General features: G+C 69.9%; 13 protein-coding genes and 1 riboswitch. Of the genes, 1 reads left to right on the top strand and 12 read right to left on the bottom strand.

The window, feature by feature from the left end; translation table 11 throughout:
- Positions 1–12: 12 nt before the first annotated feature.
- The 7 genes from gcvT to ACLJRM_RS22605 form a co-directional block, all read right to left on the bottom strand.
- A complete protein-coding gene (gene gcvT / locus ACLJRM_RS22635; RefSeq protein WP_101609773.1) occupies positions 13–1,104 on the bottom strand; it encodes a glycine cleavage system aminomethyltransferase GcvT in 1,092 nt (363 codons plus the stop codon).
- Positions 1,105–1,112: 8 nt separating this feature from the next.
- Positions 1,113–3,944, bottom strand: coding sequence for an aminomethyl-transferring glycine dehydrogenase (gcvP, locus tag ACLJRM_RS22630; protein ID WP_410664208.1), 2,832 nt, complete (start codon positions 3,942–3,944; stop codon positions 1,113–1,115).
- A gap of 43 nt (positions 3,945–3,987) precedes the next feature.
- Positions 3,988–4,092: riboswitch (glycine riboswitch) on the bottom strand.
- 214 nt (positions 4,093–4,306) lie between these two features.
- Positions 4,307–4,681 (bottom strand): hypothetical protein, encoded by a 375-nt coding sequence (locus ACLJRM_RS22625; RefSeq protein WP_410602736.1) that lies wholly within the window; start codon positions 4,679–4,681, stop codon positions 4,307–4,309.
- A 260-nt stretch (positions 4,682–4,941) separates the two neighbouring features.
- Positions 4,942–5,709, bottom strand: coding sequence for a 3-oxoacyl-ACP reductase (locus tag ACLJRM_RS22620; protein ID WP_410602738.1), 768 nt, complete (start codon positions 5,707–5,709; stop codon positions 4,942–4,944).
- Complete coding sequence (locus ACLJRM_RS22615; protein WP_101609777.1) at positions 5,709–7,112, bottom strand: aldehyde dehydrogenase family protein; 1,404 nt, start codon at positions 7,110–7,112, stop codon at positions 5,709–5,711. The genes ACLJRM_RS22620 and ACLJRM_RS22615 overlap by 1 nt, the downstream gene beginning before the upstream one ends.
- Positions 7,109–7,822 (bottom strand): gamma-glutamyl-gamma-aminobutyrate hydrolase family protein, encoded by a 714-nt coding sequence (locus ACLJRM_RS22610; protein ID WP_410664207.1) that lies wholly within the window; start codon positions 7,820–7,822, stop codon positions 7,109–7,111. Before ACLJRM_RS22610 ends, ACLJRM_RS22615 begins: the two co-directional genes overlap by 4 nt.
- Complete coding sequence (locus tag ACLJRM_RS22605) at positions 7,803–9,167, bottom strand: glutamine synthetase family protein (protein ID WP_410664206.1); 1,365 nt, start codon at positions 9,165–9,167, stop codon at positions 7,803–7,805. Before ACLJRM_RS22605 ends, ACLJRM_RS22610 begins: the two co-directional genes overlap by 20 nt.
- Before the next feature lie 227 nt (positions 9,168–9,394).
- On the opposite strand from ACLJRM_RS22605, the gene ACLJRM_RS22600 reads away from it, so the two are divergent.
- Positions 9,395–9,919, top strand: coding sequence for a general stress protein (locus ACLJRM_RS22600; protein ID WP_101609779.1), 525 nt, complete (start codon positions 9,395–9,397; stop codon positions 9,917–9,919).
- Between the two features lie 67 nt (positions 9,920–9,986).
- Here the strand turns inward: ACLJRM_RS22600 and aspS are convergent, their stop codons facing one another.
- The 5 genes from aspS to ACLJRM_RS22575 all read right to left on the bottom strand — a co-directional run bounded on the left by aspS (position 9,987) and on the right by ACLJRM_RS22575 (position 16,967).
- Positions 9,987–11,240 carry an aspartate--tRNA(Asn) ligase gene (gene aspS, locus ACLJRM_RS22595; protein WP_410664205.1) on the bottom strand — a complete coding sequence of 418 codons (1,254 nt, stop codon included), beginning with the start codon at positions 11,238–11,240 and terminating at the stop codon, positions 9,987–9,989.
- 316 nt (positions 11,241–11,556) lie between these two features.
- Positions 11,557–12,477 carry a hypothetical protein gene (locus ACLJRM_RS22590; protein ID WP_158255738.1) on the bottom strand — a complete coding sequence of 307 codons (921 nt, stop codon included), beginning with the start codon at positions 12,475–12,477 and terminating at the stop codon, positions 11,557–11,559.
- A gap of 112 nt (positions 12,478–12,589) precedes the next feature.
- The gene (locus tag ACLJRM_RS22585; protein WP_410664204.1) at positions 12,590–15,397 is read right to left on the bottom strand and encodes a helix-turn-helix transcriptional regulator; all 2,808 of its coding nucleotides are present in this window, start codon (positions 15,395–15,397) and stop codon (positions 12,590–12,592) included.
- Positions 15,394–16,023 (bottom strand): MBL fold metallo-hydrolase, encoded by a 630-nt coding sequence (locus ACLJRM_RS22580; protein ID WP_101609784.1) that lies wholly within the window; start codon positions 16,021–16,023, stop codon positions 15,394–15,396. Before ACLJRM_RS22580 ends, ACLJRM_RS22585 begins: the two co-directional genes overlap by 4 nt.
- A gap of 47 nt (positions 16,024–16,070) precedes the next feature.
- Positions 16,071–16,967 carry an alpha/beta fold hydrolase gene (locus ACLJRM_RS22575; RefSeq protein ID WP_410664327.1) on the bottom strand — a complete coding sequence of 299 codons (897 nt, stop codon included), beginning with the start codon at positions 16,965–16,967 and terminating at the stop codon, positions 16,071–16,073.
- Positions 16,968–17,139: the final 172 nt, after the last annotated feature.

Below are 17,139 nucleotides of genomic sequence, written 5' to 3'. Positions count from 1 at the left end.
TTCAAGGGCCTTTCAGGCGCGGGAGTAGAAGGGCAGGGCGACGACCTCGACGGGCTCGATACGGCCCCGGATGTCGACGGAAAGCTCGGTGCCGGGCTCGGAGTGCTCCCGGTCCACGTAGGCCATGGCGATCGGGTAGCCCAGGGTCGGCGACAGGGCGCCGCTGGTGACCTCGCCGATCTCGGTCTCGCCCGCCAGGACGGAGTAGCCGTGACGCGGCGCGCGGCGGCCGGAACCCTTGAGACCGACGCGAACCCGGGGAACGTCCTTCTTGGACAGCTCCTCCAGCGCGGCCTTGCCGACGAAGTCGCCCGGCTTCTCGAACTTGACGACGCGGCCGAGGCCGGCCTCGAACGGGCTCAGCTGGAGGCTGAGTTCGTTGCCGTACAACGGCATTCCGGCTTCGAGACGCAGCGTGTCGCGGCAGGCGAGACCGGCCGGGAGCAGACCGTGCGGCTCGCCCGCCTCGGTGAGGATGCGCCAGACGGCGGGAGCCTCACCGGCCGGGACGTACAGCTCGAAGCCGTCTTCGCCGGTGTACCCGGTGCGGGCGAGCAGGACGTCGTGACCCTTCACGACGGCCGGGACGCTCGCGTAGTACTTGAGCGCGCCGAGGTCGGCGTCGGTGACCGCGCCGAGGATCTCGACGGCCTTCGGGCCCTGGACGGCGATCAGCGCGACGTCTTCGGACTTGTTGTCGACGACGGCGTCGAAGCCGGAGACCCGGGCGGCCAGCGCCTCCGCGACCACGGCGGCGTTGCCCGCGTTGGCCACGACCAGGAACTTCTCGTCTTCGAGGCGGTAGACGACCAGGTCGTCGAGCACGCCGCCGGTCTCGTCGCAGATCATCGTGTAGCGCGCCCGGCCCGGCTTGACGCCGGACAGGTTGCCGACCAGCGCGAAGTCGAGGACGTCGGCGGCCTGCGGGCCGGTCACCTCGATCTCGGCCATGTGGGACAGGTCGAACAGGCCCGCGGTCTCGCGGACCGCCTTGTGCTCCGCCAGCTCGCTGCTGTAGCGGATCGGCATCGACCAGCCCGCGAAGTCGGTGAACAGCGCACCCAGTCCTTTGTGGACTCCGTGCAGGGACGTCTCTTTCGACATCAAGTGCCTCAGTTCTCGTAGGCGTTGAGCGGCGGGCAGGAGCAGACGAGGTTACGGTCCCCGCGCGCACCGTCGATGCGGCGCACCGGGGGCCAGTACTTGGCCTTGCGGTTCACTCCGGCGGGGTACACCGCCAGTTCGCGGTCGTAGGGCAGGTCCCAGTCGCCGACCAGGGTCTCGGCGGTGTGCGGGGCGTTGCGCAGCGGGCTGTTGTCCGCGGCCCACCGGCCCTGGGCGACGGCGTCGATCTCACCGCGGATGGCGATCATCGCCTCGATGAAGCGATCGATCTCGCCGAGGTCCTCGGATTCGGTCGGCTCGACCATCAGCGTGCCCGCGACCGGGAACGACATGGTCGGGGCGTGGAAGCCGTAGTCGATCAGGCGCTTCGCGACGTCGTCGACGCTGACGCCGGTCTCCTTGGTGAGGCCGCGCAGGTCGAGGATGCACTCGTGGGCGACCAGGTCGTCCTGGCCGGTGTAGAGCACCGGGTAGTGCTGGTTGAGTCGCTTGGCCACGTAGTTCGCGGCGAGGACGGCGACCTGCGTCGCGGCGGTGAGCCCGCCCGCGCCCATCATGCGGACGTACGCCCACGAGATCGGCAGGATCGAGGCCGAACCGTACGGGGCAGCGCTGATCGGGCCGACGCCGGTCGAGGGACCGGCCTTCTCCAGCAGCGGGTGGTTCGGCAGGTACGGCGCGAGGTGCGCGCGCACCGCGACCGGGCCGACGCCGGGGCCGCCGCCACCGTGCGGGATGCAGAAGGTCTTGTGCAGGTTCAGGTGCGAGACGTCGCCGCCGAACTCGCCCGGCTTCGCCAGGCCCAGCAGGGCGTTGAGGTTCGCGCCGTCGACGTAGACCTGGCCGCCCGCGTCGTGGACGATCTTGGCCAGCTCGTCGATGCCGTTCTCGTACACGCCGTGCGTGGACGGGTACGTGACCATGATCGCGGACAGCGTGTCGCGGTTGGCCTCGACCTTGGCACGCAGGTCTTCGAGGTCGACGTTGCCCTCGTCGGTGCACTTGACCACGACGACGCGCATGCCTGCCATGACGGCGGAAGCGGCGTTCGTGCCGTGCGCGGACGACGGGATCAGGCAGACCTCGCGCTCGGCCTGGCCGTTCGCGTGGTGGTACGCGCGGATCGCGAGCAGACCGGCGAGCTCGCCCTGGCTGCCCGCGTTCGGCTGCAGCGACACCTTGTCGTAGCCGGTGACCTCGGCGAGCCAGGTCGACAGCTGCTCGACGAGAACGTGATAGCCCTCGGCCTGGTCGGCGGGGGCGAACGGGTGGATGCCCGCGAACTCGCGCCAGCTGATCGGCTCCATCTCGGTGGTGGCGTTGAGCTTCATCGTGCAGGAGCCGAGCGGGATCATGCCGCGGTCGAGCGCGTAGTCCAGGTCGGACAGGCTGCGCAGGTAGCGCAGCATCGCGGTCTCGGAGCGGTGCGAGTGGAAGACCTCGTGGGTGAGGTACTCGCTCTCGCGGCCGAGTCCGGTGGGCAGCGCGCGGGCGTCGTCTGCGGCGGTGTCGACACCGAAGGCGTTGAGCACCTTGGCGATGATCGCGGGCGTGGTGACCTCGTCGACGGCGATGCGGACGTGGTCGGCGTCGACCGGGCCGAGGTTGATCCCGTTCTCGCGCGCGACGGCGACGACGGCTTCGGCCTGGCCGGGCATGCGGGCGAGGACGGTGTCGAAGAAGCCCTCGTGGACGACCTCGACACCACCGGCGCGCAGTGCTCCGGCCAGCCCTGCGGCGAGCTCGTGGACGCGGGTCGCGATGCGCTTGAGGCCGTCGGGGCCGTGGTAGACCGCGTACATCGCGGCGAGCACGGCGGGCAGGACCTGCGCGGTACAGATGTTGGAGGTGGCCTTCTCGCGGCGGATGTGCTGCTCACGGGTCTGCAGCGCGAGGCGGTACGCGGGGTTGCCGTCGGCGTCGACCGAGACTCCGACCAGGCGGCCCGGCAGCGAGCGCTCGAGCCCGGTGCGGACGGCCATGAACCCGGCGTGCGGGCCGCCGTAGCCGAGCGGGACACCGAAACGCTGGGTGGATCCGGCGGCGATGTCGGCGCCGAACTCACCCGGCGCGGTGACCAGCGTGAGGGCGAGCAGATCGGCGGCGACGGTGTACAGCGCGCCGGCGGCCTTCGCGGTCTCGGAGATGGCGGAGTAGAAGCCCGCGCCGCGCAGCACGCCGGAGGCACCCGGGTACTGGACGACGACGCCGAAGAACTCCTCCGGCAGGCCGGTGAGCAGGTCGCGGACCTCGACCTCGACGCCCATGGCCTCGGCGCGGGTGCGGACGACGGCGATGGTCTGCGGCAGGCACTCGGCGTCGAGGACGACCTTGTTCGACTTCGCCTTCGACGCGCGGCGCATCAGCATGACGGCCTCGGCGACGGCGGTGGACTCGTCGAGCAGGGAGGCGTTCGCGGTGGCGAGACCGGCCAGCTCGGAGACCATGGTCTGGAAGTTGAGGAGGGCTTCGAGACGGCCCTGCGAGATCTCCGGCTGGTAGGGCGTGTACGCCGTGTACCAGGCCGGGTTCTCCAGCACGTTGCGGCGGATGACCGCCGGGGTGACCGTGTCGTGGAAGCCGAGGCCGATCATCTGCGTCATCGGCTTGTTGAGCGCGGCGAGCGCGCGAAGTTCGGCGACGGCGTCCTCTTCGGACGCGGCGGGGGGAAGCTCGAGGTCACGGGTGACCCGGATCGCGGACGGCACCGCGGCCTGTACCAGGGCATCGAGGCTGCCGTAGCCGACCTCGGCGAGCATCTTGGCCTGCTCGGACTCCGAGGGGCCGATGTGCCGGTCGTCGAAGGACGTACTGGTCAAGGGAGCTCCTTCAATCAGGCGCCGGATAGACCGGTGCGCTGGGAACTCCCCCTCTGTCATGGCACCTGAGAGTTTCACCGTCCGTGAAGAGGACGGCTTTCACCTTGGGTGAGGCGCACTTGCGCGCCTGCTTTCCAGAGTGGCCTCGCGGAAGCGGTAGTGGGTACCTGAGAGATTCCGGGGAGTTTGCTCCTTCGGTGCCCCACCACGTTCGTGAGGGCTCTCCCGCTCCAGCTCAACGGCCCGATCTGCAGTTGTGCGCACACCGTACCTGGCGTGTTCGGCGCGCGTCTACTTCTGGCCGGGCACGTCACTTCTCCCGTTCGCCCGGACACCCGACGTGCCCGGGCCGTCGGGCCTGGCTAGGCGTTCTCCATCATCATCTCGGCGGTGATGGTGCCGCAGAGCTCGGCGCAGCGCGTCATCATGTCCGCGGCCTCGGCGAGTTCGGCGTCGCCGGTCTTGGCGCACTCCTCGGCGCACATGCGCATCATCTGGGAGGCGAGGCCGCACATCTTCGCGCACATGCGCATCATCTCGAGGTCGGCGATCATGGCCGAGCAGCGCATCATCATGTCCGCACTCATCCGCGACATGTCCGCGCAGGTCACCATCATCATCCCGAGCTTGGCGCCGCCGATCTCCATGCAGCGCGTCATCATCTCCTCGCACCGGACGTGACACTCGTTGCACAGGTCGATGCAGTCGCGCATGGCGGTGCTCATCTGCCGGGTCATCCTGGGGGCCTCCGCGCTTCTCGGATCGCGGAACCGTGCGGTTCCGCGATCCCAGAACTACCGCGCAGGCCAGAAGGTCGCCATCCCAACCACCGGGACGAGTGAGAGCGGGTGGAGTGAAGGGGCCCTTCACCGCATGGCACGTGGGCAAAGCGCCCTTCACCGCGTGCGATGCGGGGAAAGCGTCCTTCAGCTCCCGGGACCAGGGCCGGGCGGACCGCAAGTAGCCGACTAAAGGGCGACGGGGCGACGGGGCGGCCTCACAGCGGGGTGACGTAGGCCCCCGAGATGCCCCCGTCCACCAGGAACTGCGACGCCGTGATGAACGAGGCGTCATCGCTCGCCAGGAAGGCGACCGCGCCCGCGATCTCCTCCGGCTCCGCGAACCGCCCGACCGGCACGTGCACCAGCCGCCGCGCGGCCCGCTCGGGGTCCTTCGCGAACAGTTCCTTCAGCAGCGGCGTGTTCACCGGACCCGGGCACAGCGCGTTGACCCGGATGTTCTCCCGCGCGAACTGCACGCCCAGTTCCCGGCTCATCGCCAGCACCCCGCCCTTGGACGCGGTGTAGGAGATCTGCGACGTCGCCGCGCCCATCACCGCGACGAACGACGCCGTGTTGATGATCGAGCCCTTCCCCTGCCGCCGCATGTGGGGCAGCACCGCCTTGCAGCACAGGTACACCGAGGTCAGGTTGACCTTCTGCACCTTCTCCCACGCGTCGATGCCCGTGGTGAGGATCGAGTCGTCCTCGGGCGGGGAGATACCGGCGTTGTTGAACGCGACGTCGACCGAGCCGAAGGTGTCCACAGTGGTCTGGAACAGGGCCTCGACCTGTTCGGCGTCGGTGACGTCGGCCTGCACGAACAGGCCGCCGACCTCGTCCGCCGCGGCCTTGCCCGCCTCGGCGGAGATGTCGCCGATGACGACCTTCGCGCCCTCGCTCGCCAGCCGCCGCGCGGTGGCGAGGCCGATGCCGCTGCTGCCGCCGGTGATGACCGCGACGCGGCCTTCGAAACGCTGAACCATCATTCCTCCGTGCTGACGAAAACGTTTTTGGTCTCGGTGAAGGCATCGACAGCGTCCGGGCCGAGCTCGCGGCCGAGCCCGGACTGCTTGAACCCGCCGAACGGCGTCCAGTACCGGACGGACGAATGCGAGTTCACCGAAAGGTTCCCGGCTTCGACGCCGCGCGCGACGCGGAAGGCGCGGCCGACGTCGCGGGTCCAGATCGAGCCGGACAGGCCGTACTCCGTGTCGTTGGCCATGGTCACCGCGTCCGCCTCCCCGGCGAACGGGACCACCGCGACGACCGGGCCGAAGATCTCGTCCGAGGCCAGCGGATGCCGCAGGTCCGGCGGGGTGACGACGGTCGGCGGGAACCAGTTGCCCGGCCCCAGCGGCGCGCTTCCCCGGAACGCCACCGGCGCGGCGTCGTCCACATAGGACGACACCTTCGCGTGGTGCCCCGCCGAGATCAGCGGGCCCATCTCGGTCACCTCCAGGCGGGGATCGCCGACGACGACACCCTTCACCGCGGGTTCCAGCAGCTCCATGAACCGGTCGTACACGCTCGCCTGCACCAGGATCAGCGACCGCGCGCAGCAGTCCTGCCCGGCGTTGTCGAACACCCCGTACGGCGCGGTGGCCGCGGCCTTCTCCAGATCCGAGTCGGCGAAGACGATGTTCGCGTTCTTGCCGCCGAGTTCCAGCGTCACCCGCTTCACCCGCGCGGCGCAGCCCGCCATGATCTGCTTGCCGACCTCGGTCGAACCGGTGAAGACGATCTTGCGCACCGCCGGATGGTCCACGAACCGCTGGCCCACCACGGATCCCTTGCCGGGAAGCACCTGGAAGACGTCCGCGGGGATCCCGGCCTCCCTGGCCAGCTCACCGAGGCGGATCGCGGTCAGCGGGGTGAGTTCGGCCGGCTTGAGCACGACGGTGTTCCCGGCGGCGAGCGCGGGCGCGAAACCCCAGCCCGCGATGGGCATCGGGAAGTTCCACGGCACGATCACCCCGACCACGCCGAGCGGCTCGTGGAACGTCATGTTCACCCCGCCGGGCACCGGGATCTGTTTGCCGATCAACCGTTCGGGCGACGCCGAGTAGTACGTCAGCACGTCGCGGACGTTGCCCGCCTCCCAGCGCGCGTTGCCGATGGTGTGGCCCGCGTTGGCGACTTCCAGCTGGGCGAGGTTCTCGATGTCGGCGTCGACGGCGTCGGCGAACCGGCGCAGCAGCCGCGCCCGGTCTCCGGGCGCCACCGCGCGCCAGGCGGGGAACGCCGCCTGCGCGCGGGCGATCGCCGCGTCGGTCTCTTCGGCCGAGGTCGATTCGACCGACCTCACCACCTCTTCGGTGGCGGGGTTGATCACCTCGAACACCGCCGACGTGTTCCCTCCCTCGGAGGCGGCGTCGTAACCCGTCATGAGCGCTCCTTCGCAGCTGTCACGAGTGCCTCGAAAAGCCTTATGTCGTCGAGATTCTGTTCTGGATGCCATTGGACACCGAGTACGAAACCGTCGCCGGGCAGTTCCGCCGCCTCGGTGGTCCCGTCGGCGGCCCAGCCGACCGGGACCAGCCCGTCGCCGAGCTTGTCGACGGCCTGGTGGTGATAACACGGCACCTTGGTCTCGGTGCCGAGGATCGACGCGGCCCGGCTGCCCTCGGCAAGGGTCACGGTAGTGGTGCCGAAGGTCGCGGGCGCGGGCTGGTGATCCTTGGTGTCCAAAGTGTCCGGAAGGTGCTGGGCGAGTGTCCCGCCCAGCGCGACGCTGAGCACCTGCAACCCGCGGCACACGCCCAGCACCGGTTTTCCACTGTCCAAAGCGGACCTCAGCAGCCCGAACTCGAACGCGTCCCGGTTCGGCCTCGTGTACGTCGTCGCGTGCTGATCCTGGCCGTAGCGCGCCGGTTCGATGTCGGCGCCGCCGACCAGCACGAGACCGTCCACGGCGGACACCAGTCTCTCGTGCGCCTCGCTCACCGGCGGCAGGAGGACCGGGATCCCGCCCGCCGCGACGATGCCGTCCACGTACACACGGTGCAGCAAAGCCGCTTCGGTCTCCCACACCAGGAACTTCGCGGGCTCCAGGTAGCAGGTGAGCCCGATCAAGGGTTCAGAGACGTTCGAAGCCACGGATCCTCTCCCAGTCGGTGACAGCGGCGTCGTACGCGGTGAGTTCGACCTTTGCCGCGTTCAGGTAGTGGTCGACGACCTCGTCCCCGAACGCGGTCCTGGCGAGCTCGCTCTGGTCGAGCAGCGCGGCGGCCTCCCGCAACGTCGTCGGCACGGTCGGCTTGTCGGAGCCGTAGGCGTTGCCCTGGAATTCGGGCTCCAGCTCGAGTTCGTTCTCGATGCCGTGCAACCCGGCCGCGATCAGCGCGGACACCGCGAGGTACGGGTTCACGTCGCCGCCGGGCACCCGGTTCTCGGTGCGGAGCGACTCCCCGTGCCCGACGACGCGGAGTGCGCACGTGCGGTTGTCGGTGCCCCACGCGACCGCGGTCGGCGCGAAGCTGCCGGGGACGAAACGCTTGTAGGAGTTGATGTTCGGCGCGAAAAAATAGGTCAGCTCACGCAATCCGGCGAGCTGCCCCGCGAGGAAGTGCTCCATCAGCGGCGAGAACCCGCTCGGCCCGTCGCCCGCCAGGACGGCCTCGCCCGCGGTGGAGCGCAGGCTGATGTGGATGTGGCAGGAGTTGCCCTCGCGTTCGTTGTACTTCGCCATGAACGTGAGGCTCTTGCCCTCCTGCGCGGCGATCTCCTTGGACCCGGTCTTGTAGATGCTGTGGTTGTCGCAGGTGGCCAGCGCCTCGGCGTAGCGGAACGCGATCTCGTGCTGGCCGGGGTTGCACTCGCCCTTGGCCGATTCGACGTACAGCCCCGCGCCGCCCATGTCGTTGCGGATCCGGCGCAGCAGCGGTTCGATCCGCGAGGTGCCGAGCATCGAGTAGTCGACGTTGTACTGGTTGGCCGGGCGGAGGTCCTGGTACCGCTTGTCCCAGGCCGACTCGAAGGTGTCGTCGAAGACGATGAACTCCAGCTCGGTGCCGACGTGGGCACTGAGACCGAGGGCGGCCAGCCGGTCGAGTTGCCCGCGCAGGACCTGCCGCGGCGACGGGGCGACGGCGCCGCCCTGCACCCGTTCGAGGTCGGCGAGGACGAGCGCGGTGCCCTCCTGCCATGGGAGAAGGCGGAGCGTGTCGAAGTCCGGTCGCATGACGAAGTCGCCGTAGCCGGTCTCCCAGGAAGACATCGCGTAGCCGTCGACGGTGTTCATGTCGACGTCGACGGCGAGCAGGTAGTTGCACGCCTCGGTGGCGTGCTCGACGACCTCGTTGAGGAAGTATTCGGCGGCGCAGCGTTTGCCCTGCAGCCTGCCCTGCATGTCGGTGATGGCCACCAGCACCGTGTCGACGGTGCCGTCCTCGACGAGTTCCCGGAGACGATCCAGTGTGAGCATGCCGCGCCTGTTCGCCATCAGCCTCACCTAAAGGTTCGAAGCGGTACCTTTGCGGCTTCTTCCTACCGGGTCAGCCGGACCCGGTCAACTCGGCCAATGGTCTGATCGGTTACCCATTGCGGACTGTAGTTGATCCCTGGGCGGATTGTCTGTGATGCCCGGCTGAGAAGATGCTGTGAATCCCGCCGGACGGGAGGAGATCCGTACCTCCGGAACGTTGTACGGATCAAGAGAGGTGAGAAGGAATGACACAGGCATTCACGCAGCAGACCACGTTCACCGAGCCCCAGGGGCGGGCTCAGCTTCCGACGCTGCCCAGCGGGTGGCCGATCGGCTCCTACGAGTCGTATTCCGATGCGCAGCGTGCGGTCGACCACCTCGCGGGAACGGACTTCCCGATCACGGACGTCACCATCGTCGGTGTCGAACCGATCCTGGTCGAGCGGATCGCCGGGCGGATGGGCTGGAGCAAGGTGCTGACCAGCTCGGCCCTGTCCGGCGCGATGTTCGGTGTGTTCCTCGGCCTCGTGCTGAGCCTGCTGAACCCGGGCGCCGGACTGGTGCCGATCCTCGTCGGCCTCGTCGGCGGAATCGGGTTCAACCTGCTGTTCGGCGCGCTGGGGTACGCGGCTTCGAAGAACAAGCGCGGTTTCATCTCGCAGAGCCAGCTGGTCGCCCGGCGCTATGACGTCCTGGCCCAGCCGCGCAACGCCGAGAAGGGCCGCGCCCTGCTGGCCGACCTGGCCGCCAGGAGCGCGTTCATCCACTGAGCCCGATGTGTCATGAAAGGGGCTTTCAGGACGGATTTCGTCCTGAAAGCCCCTTTCATGACCTCCACTACGGGGTCAGGCGGTGCAAGTCCCGCGGGAACAGCGTCGCCTGACGCACGTTGGGCAGCCCGAGCACCCGGGCGGTCCAGCGTTCGAGACCGAGCGCGAACCCGCCGTGCGGCGGCATCCCGTGCGCGAAGACGGACAGGTAGTCGCGATACGGCTCGGCGGACTCACCCCGCGCCGCCAGCGCGGCGAGGTAGTCGGCGTGCCGGTGCAGCCGCTGGCCACCGGTCACCAGTTCCAGCCCGCGGAAGAGCAGGTCGAAACTGTTCGAGTACTCCGGCCGTTCCGGGTCCGGATGGGTGTAGAACGGCCGCTTCGCCATCGGATATCCCGTGACGAACAGGAATTCCGACCCGTGTTGGCGCAGCGCCCAGTCCGAAAGCAGCCGTTCGTGCGCGGGCGCGAGGTCCGGCTCGCCGCGTGGGTCTTCACCGGACAGCCGCGCGATCAGCGCTTGAGCGTCCGCGAAGTGGATCTCCGGGATCTCCCCGGGCACCACGACACCGGTCTCCGGGACGGCGGCGGCCATCCCCGCGACCACCTCCCGCAGCACGGCCATCACGTCGTGGTGGCCGTCGATGAAACCGAGTTCGGCGTCCAGGCTGGTGTACTGCGCGAGATGCCGCGCGGTGTCGTGCGGTTCGGCGCGGAAGACCGGCCCGACCTCGTAGACCCGCTCGAACACCCCGACCAGTGCTTGTTTGTAGAACTGCGGCGATTGCGCGAGGAACGCCCGCTGACCGAAGTAGTCGATGCCGAAGACGCATCCGCCGGATTCGGTCGCCGACGAGACGATCTTGGGCGTCCGGGTTTCGGTGAACCCGAGACCGTCGAGCGCGGACCGGAAGCCGGCGACGCTCGCCGCCGCGACCGTGAACGCCTCCTTCAGCCGCGGATGCCGCAACGCGACGGCGGCGTTGTCCAGCATCGTGGGCAACGTGGCCCGCGGCGACGGCCGGTAGAGGTCGAACGGGGGCGGCTCGGCCGGTTCGGACAGCAGCCCGATCGCCGGCTCGGTCAGTTCCAGGCCGCCGGGAGCCTGCGGATTGGCGGTGACGAGGCCTTCGACCTCGACCACGGTCTCCTCCGGCGGGCCGCCGGGTTCGGCGAGGACCACCTGGGCGAGTCCGGAGCGGTCCCGGATCACCAGGAAGGTGACGGATTTCAGGCGGCGCCGGCGGTGCACCCAGCCGGCGATGCGGACACGGCCGCCGACGTGCCGGGGCAGGTCGGCGACGAGGACACGCGAGATCATCACAACTCCTGTACGGATTGCGCGACCCCTTGGGAGTGCGGGCGAGAAGGGAACTCGCGGTACCACCGCACTTTCGCCGCCGCCCTGGACGAGCGGCGGCCTCGAAGGCCCGATGACGGGGGCCGGACGGCGGGGCATGGGGCGCGGACGCCGTTCCTCCCCGCACTCGGGAGGGTCTTCACCGAAGGGCGCGAGGCCGCCTTCCCAGCTACCGGCGGCTCTCTGTGTCTCGCGTGCTCCCCTGGCTACTCGTCTCCGTCAGCGTGTTGCCCCGGAGGTTACGACCTCCGGGGCACCGCTCGCATCCGTGTTTCGGTCAGGGGGCGACCATGTCGAACCAGTTGAAGTTCTCGATCATCTGCCGCGTGCTGCCGATGTACTGCGGCCCGGTGAGCTCCCACCGCTCGACGAACCGGAAGGTGCCCGGCTCCAGGCTCTCGTCGACGCCGGTGTCGGGGTCGTCGGTGACCGGCCGGTACTCCCAGATCGTCTTCTTCTCCAGCGTGACGTCCAGCAACTGGTACTCCGACTGCGTGCCCAGGTAGCCCGGCGCCTTGTGGTCACCGGCGCGCCCCGGGTCGGACAGTTTCAGCTGGACGGTGTCGCCGTTGAACGAACCCTTCGCCGCGACCACGGTGACGATGTGCCCGCCGGAGCGCTGCAAGCTCCCCCACGGTCCGGCCTTGTAGCGGCCGTACGCGATCTGGAGCGGGCCTTCGTTGAGCTTCTTCGCCAGTTCGCCGGAGAAGTCGGCCGTGCCCGCGGTGCTCACGTTCCCGGTCGAGGACGTCCAGCCCGCGTCCCGCGCCGGTTTCGTGGCGATGGTCCACGCCTTCTGCAGGTTGCCGAGCGTCGTCTTCCCGTCGTATTTGGCATCGACGCCGATTCGCCCGATCGAGTTGGTGATGACGTTGTAGTCGGCCGGGTCCTTCGGATCGAGCTGGCCGACCCGGGTGGTCACCCAGCCGACCGGCGCGTTCTTCACATGACCCCAGTAGTGCAGGACGTTATACAGCGAAGCCGGTCCGCAGTACGCGTTGCCGTCGTTCTCCAGTCCGGCGCGGAACTGGTCGACGTCGCTGACCCCGCACTGTTTGACGTCGAAGTCGGCACCGGTGACGTCGGTGGCCTTGACGCAGGGGGCGGGGGTGCCGATCTTGTCCGCCGCGGCGGTACCGGGGAGGGTGGCGACGGCGGTGAGGGTCGCTGCGGCGGTGAGGATCAGGCTGCGGATCATGGCTCCTACCTTCGGGTTCGTCCGGCTCGGTAGGTAAAGACTGATCTTCGCGACCCCCCAGACGCATGAGGGGAGATCCCTCAACTCTTTCGGGCTCCGGTCTGGGGGTCCCTCACGAAAGGACTCGCGCCAGCTCTCGCCGTCCGGCGATGCCGAGCTTCGTGTAGATCCGCCCGAGGTGGTTCTCGACCGTCTTCGGGGTGACGAAGAGTTCCTGCGCGATCTCACGGTTCGCGCGTCCGGACGCCGCCAGATCCGCGACCCGGCGTTCGCTGGCGGTCAGTGAGGACGGGCCCGCGGAGACCATCCGCCGCGGCCGGTCCCCCAGGGCCTCCAGTGCTTCGACGGCGCGGGTGCGCAGCACGACCGAGCCGCATTCGGTGGCCAGTTCGATCCCGCGGTTGAGCGGGGTCCGCGCGTCCGTGCGGCGCCGGGCGACCCGCATCGCCTCGCCGAGGTCGATCAGCGAACGGGCGAGGTGCAGCCGGGCCGGGGACCGCTCCAGCACCCCGACCGATTCGGCCAGCAGGTCCAGCCGCCGGTCGCCGTCGGCGTGCGCGAGCAACCGCAACGCGGCGCCGATCTCCGTCGTGGTCCCCCACTTGCGCGCGATGCTCACCTGTTCCTCGGCCAGTTCCAGGGCGTGGTCCGACTCGCCGAGCAGCATCGCGGCGCGCACCGCGGGGACCCGCCACGGGATGGTCGGCGGGTCGACCCCCGCCGCGAGCATCTCGTCGCGCTGCAGGAACGCCTGCGTCCTGGCGAGGACGGGATTGCCGATGGCGAGCGCGATCAGCGCGCGGGGCTCGTGCAGCCACATCGTCGGCATCATGCTCGGACCGTCGCCGTGGTCGCTGTCGAACCGCGCGAGCACCTCGGCCGCGGCTTCGAGGTCACCGCGTTCCATCGCGGCGTAGGCCAGGAAATGGGTCGACGTCGCCCGGAGCGCGACCACCTGGGGCAGCGGCTCCTCGGCGCCGATGGCGGCGAGCGCGCCCTCGGCTTCGGCCTCCATGACACTCACGTTGCCCAGCCGCCAGTCGAGGAACAGCGCGGCGTTGGCGACCATCGCGAACTCGACGGGCGAACCGTGCGCCCGCACCCGGCGGCGCGCGCTCTCGATCTCCCGCCGGGCCTCGTCGACGCCGTCGGCCGAGATCAGCGCGAGCATCGCGACCACCCAGCCGACCATCACGTCGATGCTCCCGGTGGCGTCCTCGAAGTAGGCGCCGTGGGACAGGGCCCGGCAGGCTGTCGCGGCGACCTCGTCCGCGGGCCGGACCTCGTACCGGCCCATCTGCGCGAGCAGGCCGAGCAGGGTGCGCTCGTCGGGGGTGCCGCCGCTCAAACTCGCGTACGCGCGCAGATGATCCGACGCCACGCCGCGGTGGTGCGGCAGGAACGAGCGGATCACCGCGAGCCGCGCTTCGAGATGCATCCGGCCGGGGTCACGCGGACCCCCGGGGCGGGCGGCGATCGCCTCGACAAGTTCGGCGACGGCGGCTTCGGGTCCGTCGACGACCGCCGTGGCCGACGCGGCGGCCGCGACGAGTTCGGCGTCGGGAACGCCGTCCGCGGCCACGAGGAGTTGTTGCCGCGCTTCGGCCGCCTCGCCCGTGCGGAGCAGCGCGCGGCCGAGTTCGGCCCGCAGCGCCGCGTCGTCCGGGGTCTCGTCGACGGCCCGGCGCAGATGGGCGGCGGCCGTCCTCGGGTCACCCGCCGCGAGCAGCGCGGCCGCGGCCTTGCGCAGGATTTCGGCCGCGTCCGGAAGGGTGCCTCGCGGTGCCTGCGCGAGATGAGCGGCGACACGGTCCGCCGGGGCCTTCGCCGCACGCAACGCCTTCGCGGCGGCGCCGTGCAGTCCCGCGCGAGCGATCGGGCCCAGATCGGCGAGGACCGCCTCACGGACGACGGGATGGACGAAGACGAGATGGTCGCCGTCGCCGGTGAGCACGTTGGCCGAGGTCAGCGCCTCGACGGCGACCGAGAGCCCCGCGGCGTCGAGCTTCGCCAGCGCTCCGGCCTGCCACGGATCGCCGCCGGTGCCCAGGATCGCGACGGCACCGGCCAGCCCGACCGCCTCGGCGGGCATCCTGCCCAGCGCCGCGCGGAAAACGGTGCTGGGGCCCAGTTTCCCGACCTGGCCCGCGGACGTGTCGGTGTCGAGGGGCAGCCCGAGGGCGTCGAGTTCGTCGACGAGAACCCTGGCCAGGAAAGGGTTTCCTCCGCTGGCCGCGTGCAACGAGGTGACCACGGCCCAGGCGGGGACCACCCCTCGGGCGGCCACGAGCTCGGCGAGCGCTTCGAGCGAAAGCGGCTTCGGCAGGACGCGTTCCGCCTGCCGCGAGACGCTCAGATGCGCCAGCGGTCCGGCGTTCTCCGCGGGCGGGCGGGTCGCCACCACGAGCACGATCGGCAGGTCGGCGATCCGGCGGGAAAGGTAGACGAGGAACTGCAGCGACGAATGGTCCGCCCACTGCGCGTCGTCGACCGTGATCAGCAGCGGCCGGGTCGACGAGAGATCGACCGCGACCCACCACAGCGCGTGCAGTGTCCTGCCCAGTTCGGCCTCGCTCGGATCGGCGGCCGCGGCGTCGAGCGCCCGGAGCGCGTCGCCGGACGGACCGGCGAGGATCTTCTCGCGGATCTCCCCGCTGTAGCGCGACACCGAACGCTCGACCATCTGACGGACGACGCCCCAGGCCATCGCCCCTTCGAGCGCGTCGCCGACCGCCTGCAGCCGTCCGAAGCCACGGTCTTTCGCCAGCGCGCGGGTCTCCTGGACCAGCCGGGTCTTGCCGATCCCCGCCCGGCCTTCGATGACCACCACCCGGCCCTCGCCCGCCAGGGCGGAGTCGAGTGCCGCTTCGATCCTCCCGAGTTCGCGGCCGCGTTCGAGGGTCGGCTCGTCGCGGTTCATCCGGTCAGGCGCTCGAGCCGGTCGGGATCACGCAGCGGTTTCCCGTGCCCGAACAGGACCAGCCGCGGCCGGAGCCCTGCGAGGCGCCGCATCGACTCGCGGTTCAGGTCCGCGTCCCAGGTGAGGAAGTCCGGCGGGGCGGTCAGCCGCCCGATGTGGAAGAAGACGTCGCCGCACAGCAGGACGCCGTCGCTCTCCCGCCAGAGCGCGATATGCCCCGGCGAGTGTCCGGGGACGTCGAGCACCGTGAACCCGGCGACGTCGTCCCCCTCTTTCAGGGCACGGGCGACGGGGTGGGGCTCGGGCATCTTCATCCGGGAAAGCAGTTTCGGGATCCGGCCGGGCGCCGTCGCCGGCGTCGCCGTCTCGATCGCCTGGACGTCCTTTTCCCCTGCCCACAAGGGGATTCCGAACTCCTCGCACAGAGCGTGGCTCGACCCGAAATGATCCGGATGGGCGTGGGTGACGACGTGCGCGGTCAGTGTTTCCCCGGCGAGCTGCCGGGAGACCCGCCGCCGCGCCCCGGGCGTGCCGGAGTCCACCAGGACGTCCTCCACCAGATAAACGTTCATCAGGTGCGGCGGACGGCCGAGGAGTTGCCGTACTCCAGGGGCCAGTTGGCGCATCCGAGAATCGTAGCGGTCACGGGGCGGGACGAAAGGGCTCCATTGGGTCACGTTCCGCTCGGAATCGCGGCTTGGCGCGGCTCCGGGTCGTCCGGGCGTGCGCTTCCGGTGCGCAAGAGCGTTCGCCATTGGTCCGTGTCATGGCTCGCGACGTCGGTTCCGGTGAGGAATTCACGCAATACGGCGAGAAAGCGTGCGGGATCGCTCAAATACGGGAAATGTCCCGCGCCTTCGAAAACGACCAGCCTGCTGCCCGGCATGGCCGCGTGCGCGACGGCGGCGTGCGCGCTGGGCACGACGTGGTCTTCGGTGCCCCAGACGAGCATCGTCGGGATGCCCGCGGTGAGATAGCACCGGTCGAGCAGGTTGACCACCTGGCCGCGCCAGTCGACGACCGAGCGGAGGGTGCGCAGGAACGCCTGTCGCGTGGGCGCTTCCACCAGCCGGACGTACTTGCCGAGCACGTAGTCCAGATCCTCGCCGAGCCCGAACCCGCCCGCCTGGCGCAGCAGCCCGCGAAAGGCGCGGAGGCCGAGCCGGACCGGCGCCGAACCGACGACCGGGAGCAGGAATCCCGCGCCCGGCGCGGCGGCCAGCCGCAGCAAGGGATGCACACCGGGCCCGATTCCGCCGGAACCGACCAGCACCAGCCGTTCGCACCGGTCCGGGAATTGGTAGGCGAATTGCATCGCGACCCCGCCGCCGAGCGAATGCCCGACGACGCTGACCTTGTCGACGCCGAGCACGGAAAGCAGGTCGCGCATTCCGCACGCGTACGCGGCGACCGAATAGTCGGCGCGGGGTTTCGCGGATTCCCCGTGTCCCAAGAGATCCGGGGCGATGACGGTGAATTGCCCGGACAACGCGGCGAGGACGTCGAGCCAGGTCGACGAATCGTCGCCGATCCCGTGGACGAACAGCACGGCCGGACCGCGCCCGGCCATCCGGTAGGCACGTTCGTAGCCGTGGACGACCTTTTTGCGCGGGGCGAGATCTTCCACACCGGTCAGCACCCGATCAGTGCAGCAGCGGGATATTCGGGGCACGTTTCGGCCCGGTTCGCTTCTCGTTACGCGCGGAGCTGAAGGGAGCCTTCCCCGCATCCCACGCGGCGAA

The sequence above is a fragment of the Amycolatopsis sp. lyj-84 genome, assembly GCF_046549075.1.
Classification (GTDB): domain Bacteria; phylum Actinomycetota; class Actinomycetes; order Mycobacteriales; family Pseudonocardiaceae; genus Amycolatopsis.
Note: the sequence above shows the minus strand (reverse complement) of the source record. Positions and strands in the feature narration are given on the sequence as shown.

Coding starts and splice junctions, on each gene's coding strand:
- gcvT (WP_101609773.1), bottom strand. CDS start 1,104: ATGTCGAAAGAGACGTCCCTGCACGGAGTCCACAAAGGACTGGGTGCG.
- ACLJRM_RS22625 (WP_410602736.1), bottom strand. CDS start 4,681: ATGACCCGGCAGATGAGCACCGCCATGCGCGACTGCATCGACCTGTGC.
- ACLJRM_RS22620 (WP_410602738.1), bottom strand. CDS start 5,709: ATGGTTCAGCGTTTCGAAGGCCGCGTCGCGGTCATCACCGGCGGCAGC.
- ACLJRM_RS22615 (WP_101609777.1), bottom strand. CDS start 7,112: ATGACGGGTTACGACGCCGCCTCCGAGGGAGGGAACACGTCGGCGGTG.
- ACLJRM_RS22605 (WP_410664206.1), bottom strand. CDS start 9,167: ATGGCGAACAGGCGCGGCATGCTCACACTGGATCGTCTCCGGGAACTC.
- ACLJRM_RS22600 (WP_101609779.1), top strand. CDS start 9,395: ATGACACAGGCATTCACGCAGCAGACCACGTTCACCGAGCCCCAGGGG.
- aspS (WP_410664205.1), bottom strand. CDS start 11,240: ATGATCTCGCGTGTCCTCGTCGCCGACCTGCCCCGGCACGTCGGCGGC.
- ACLJRM_RS22590 (WP_158255738.1), bottom strand. CDS start 12,477: ATGATCCGCAGCCTGATCCTCACCGCCGCAGCGACCCTCACCGCCGTC.
- ACLJRM_RS22585 (WP_410664204.1), bottom strand. CDS start 15,397: ATGAACCGCGACGAGCCGACCCTCGAACGCGGCCGCGAACTCGGGAGG.
- ACLJRM_RS22580 (WP_101609784.1), bottom strand. CDS start 16,023: ATGCGCCAACTGGCCCCTGGAGTACGGCAACTCCTCGGCCGTCCGCCG.
- ACLJRM_RS22575 (WP_410664327.1), bottom strand. CDS start 16,967: ATGGCCGGGCGCGGTCCGGCCGTGCTGTTCGTCCACGGGATCGGCGAC.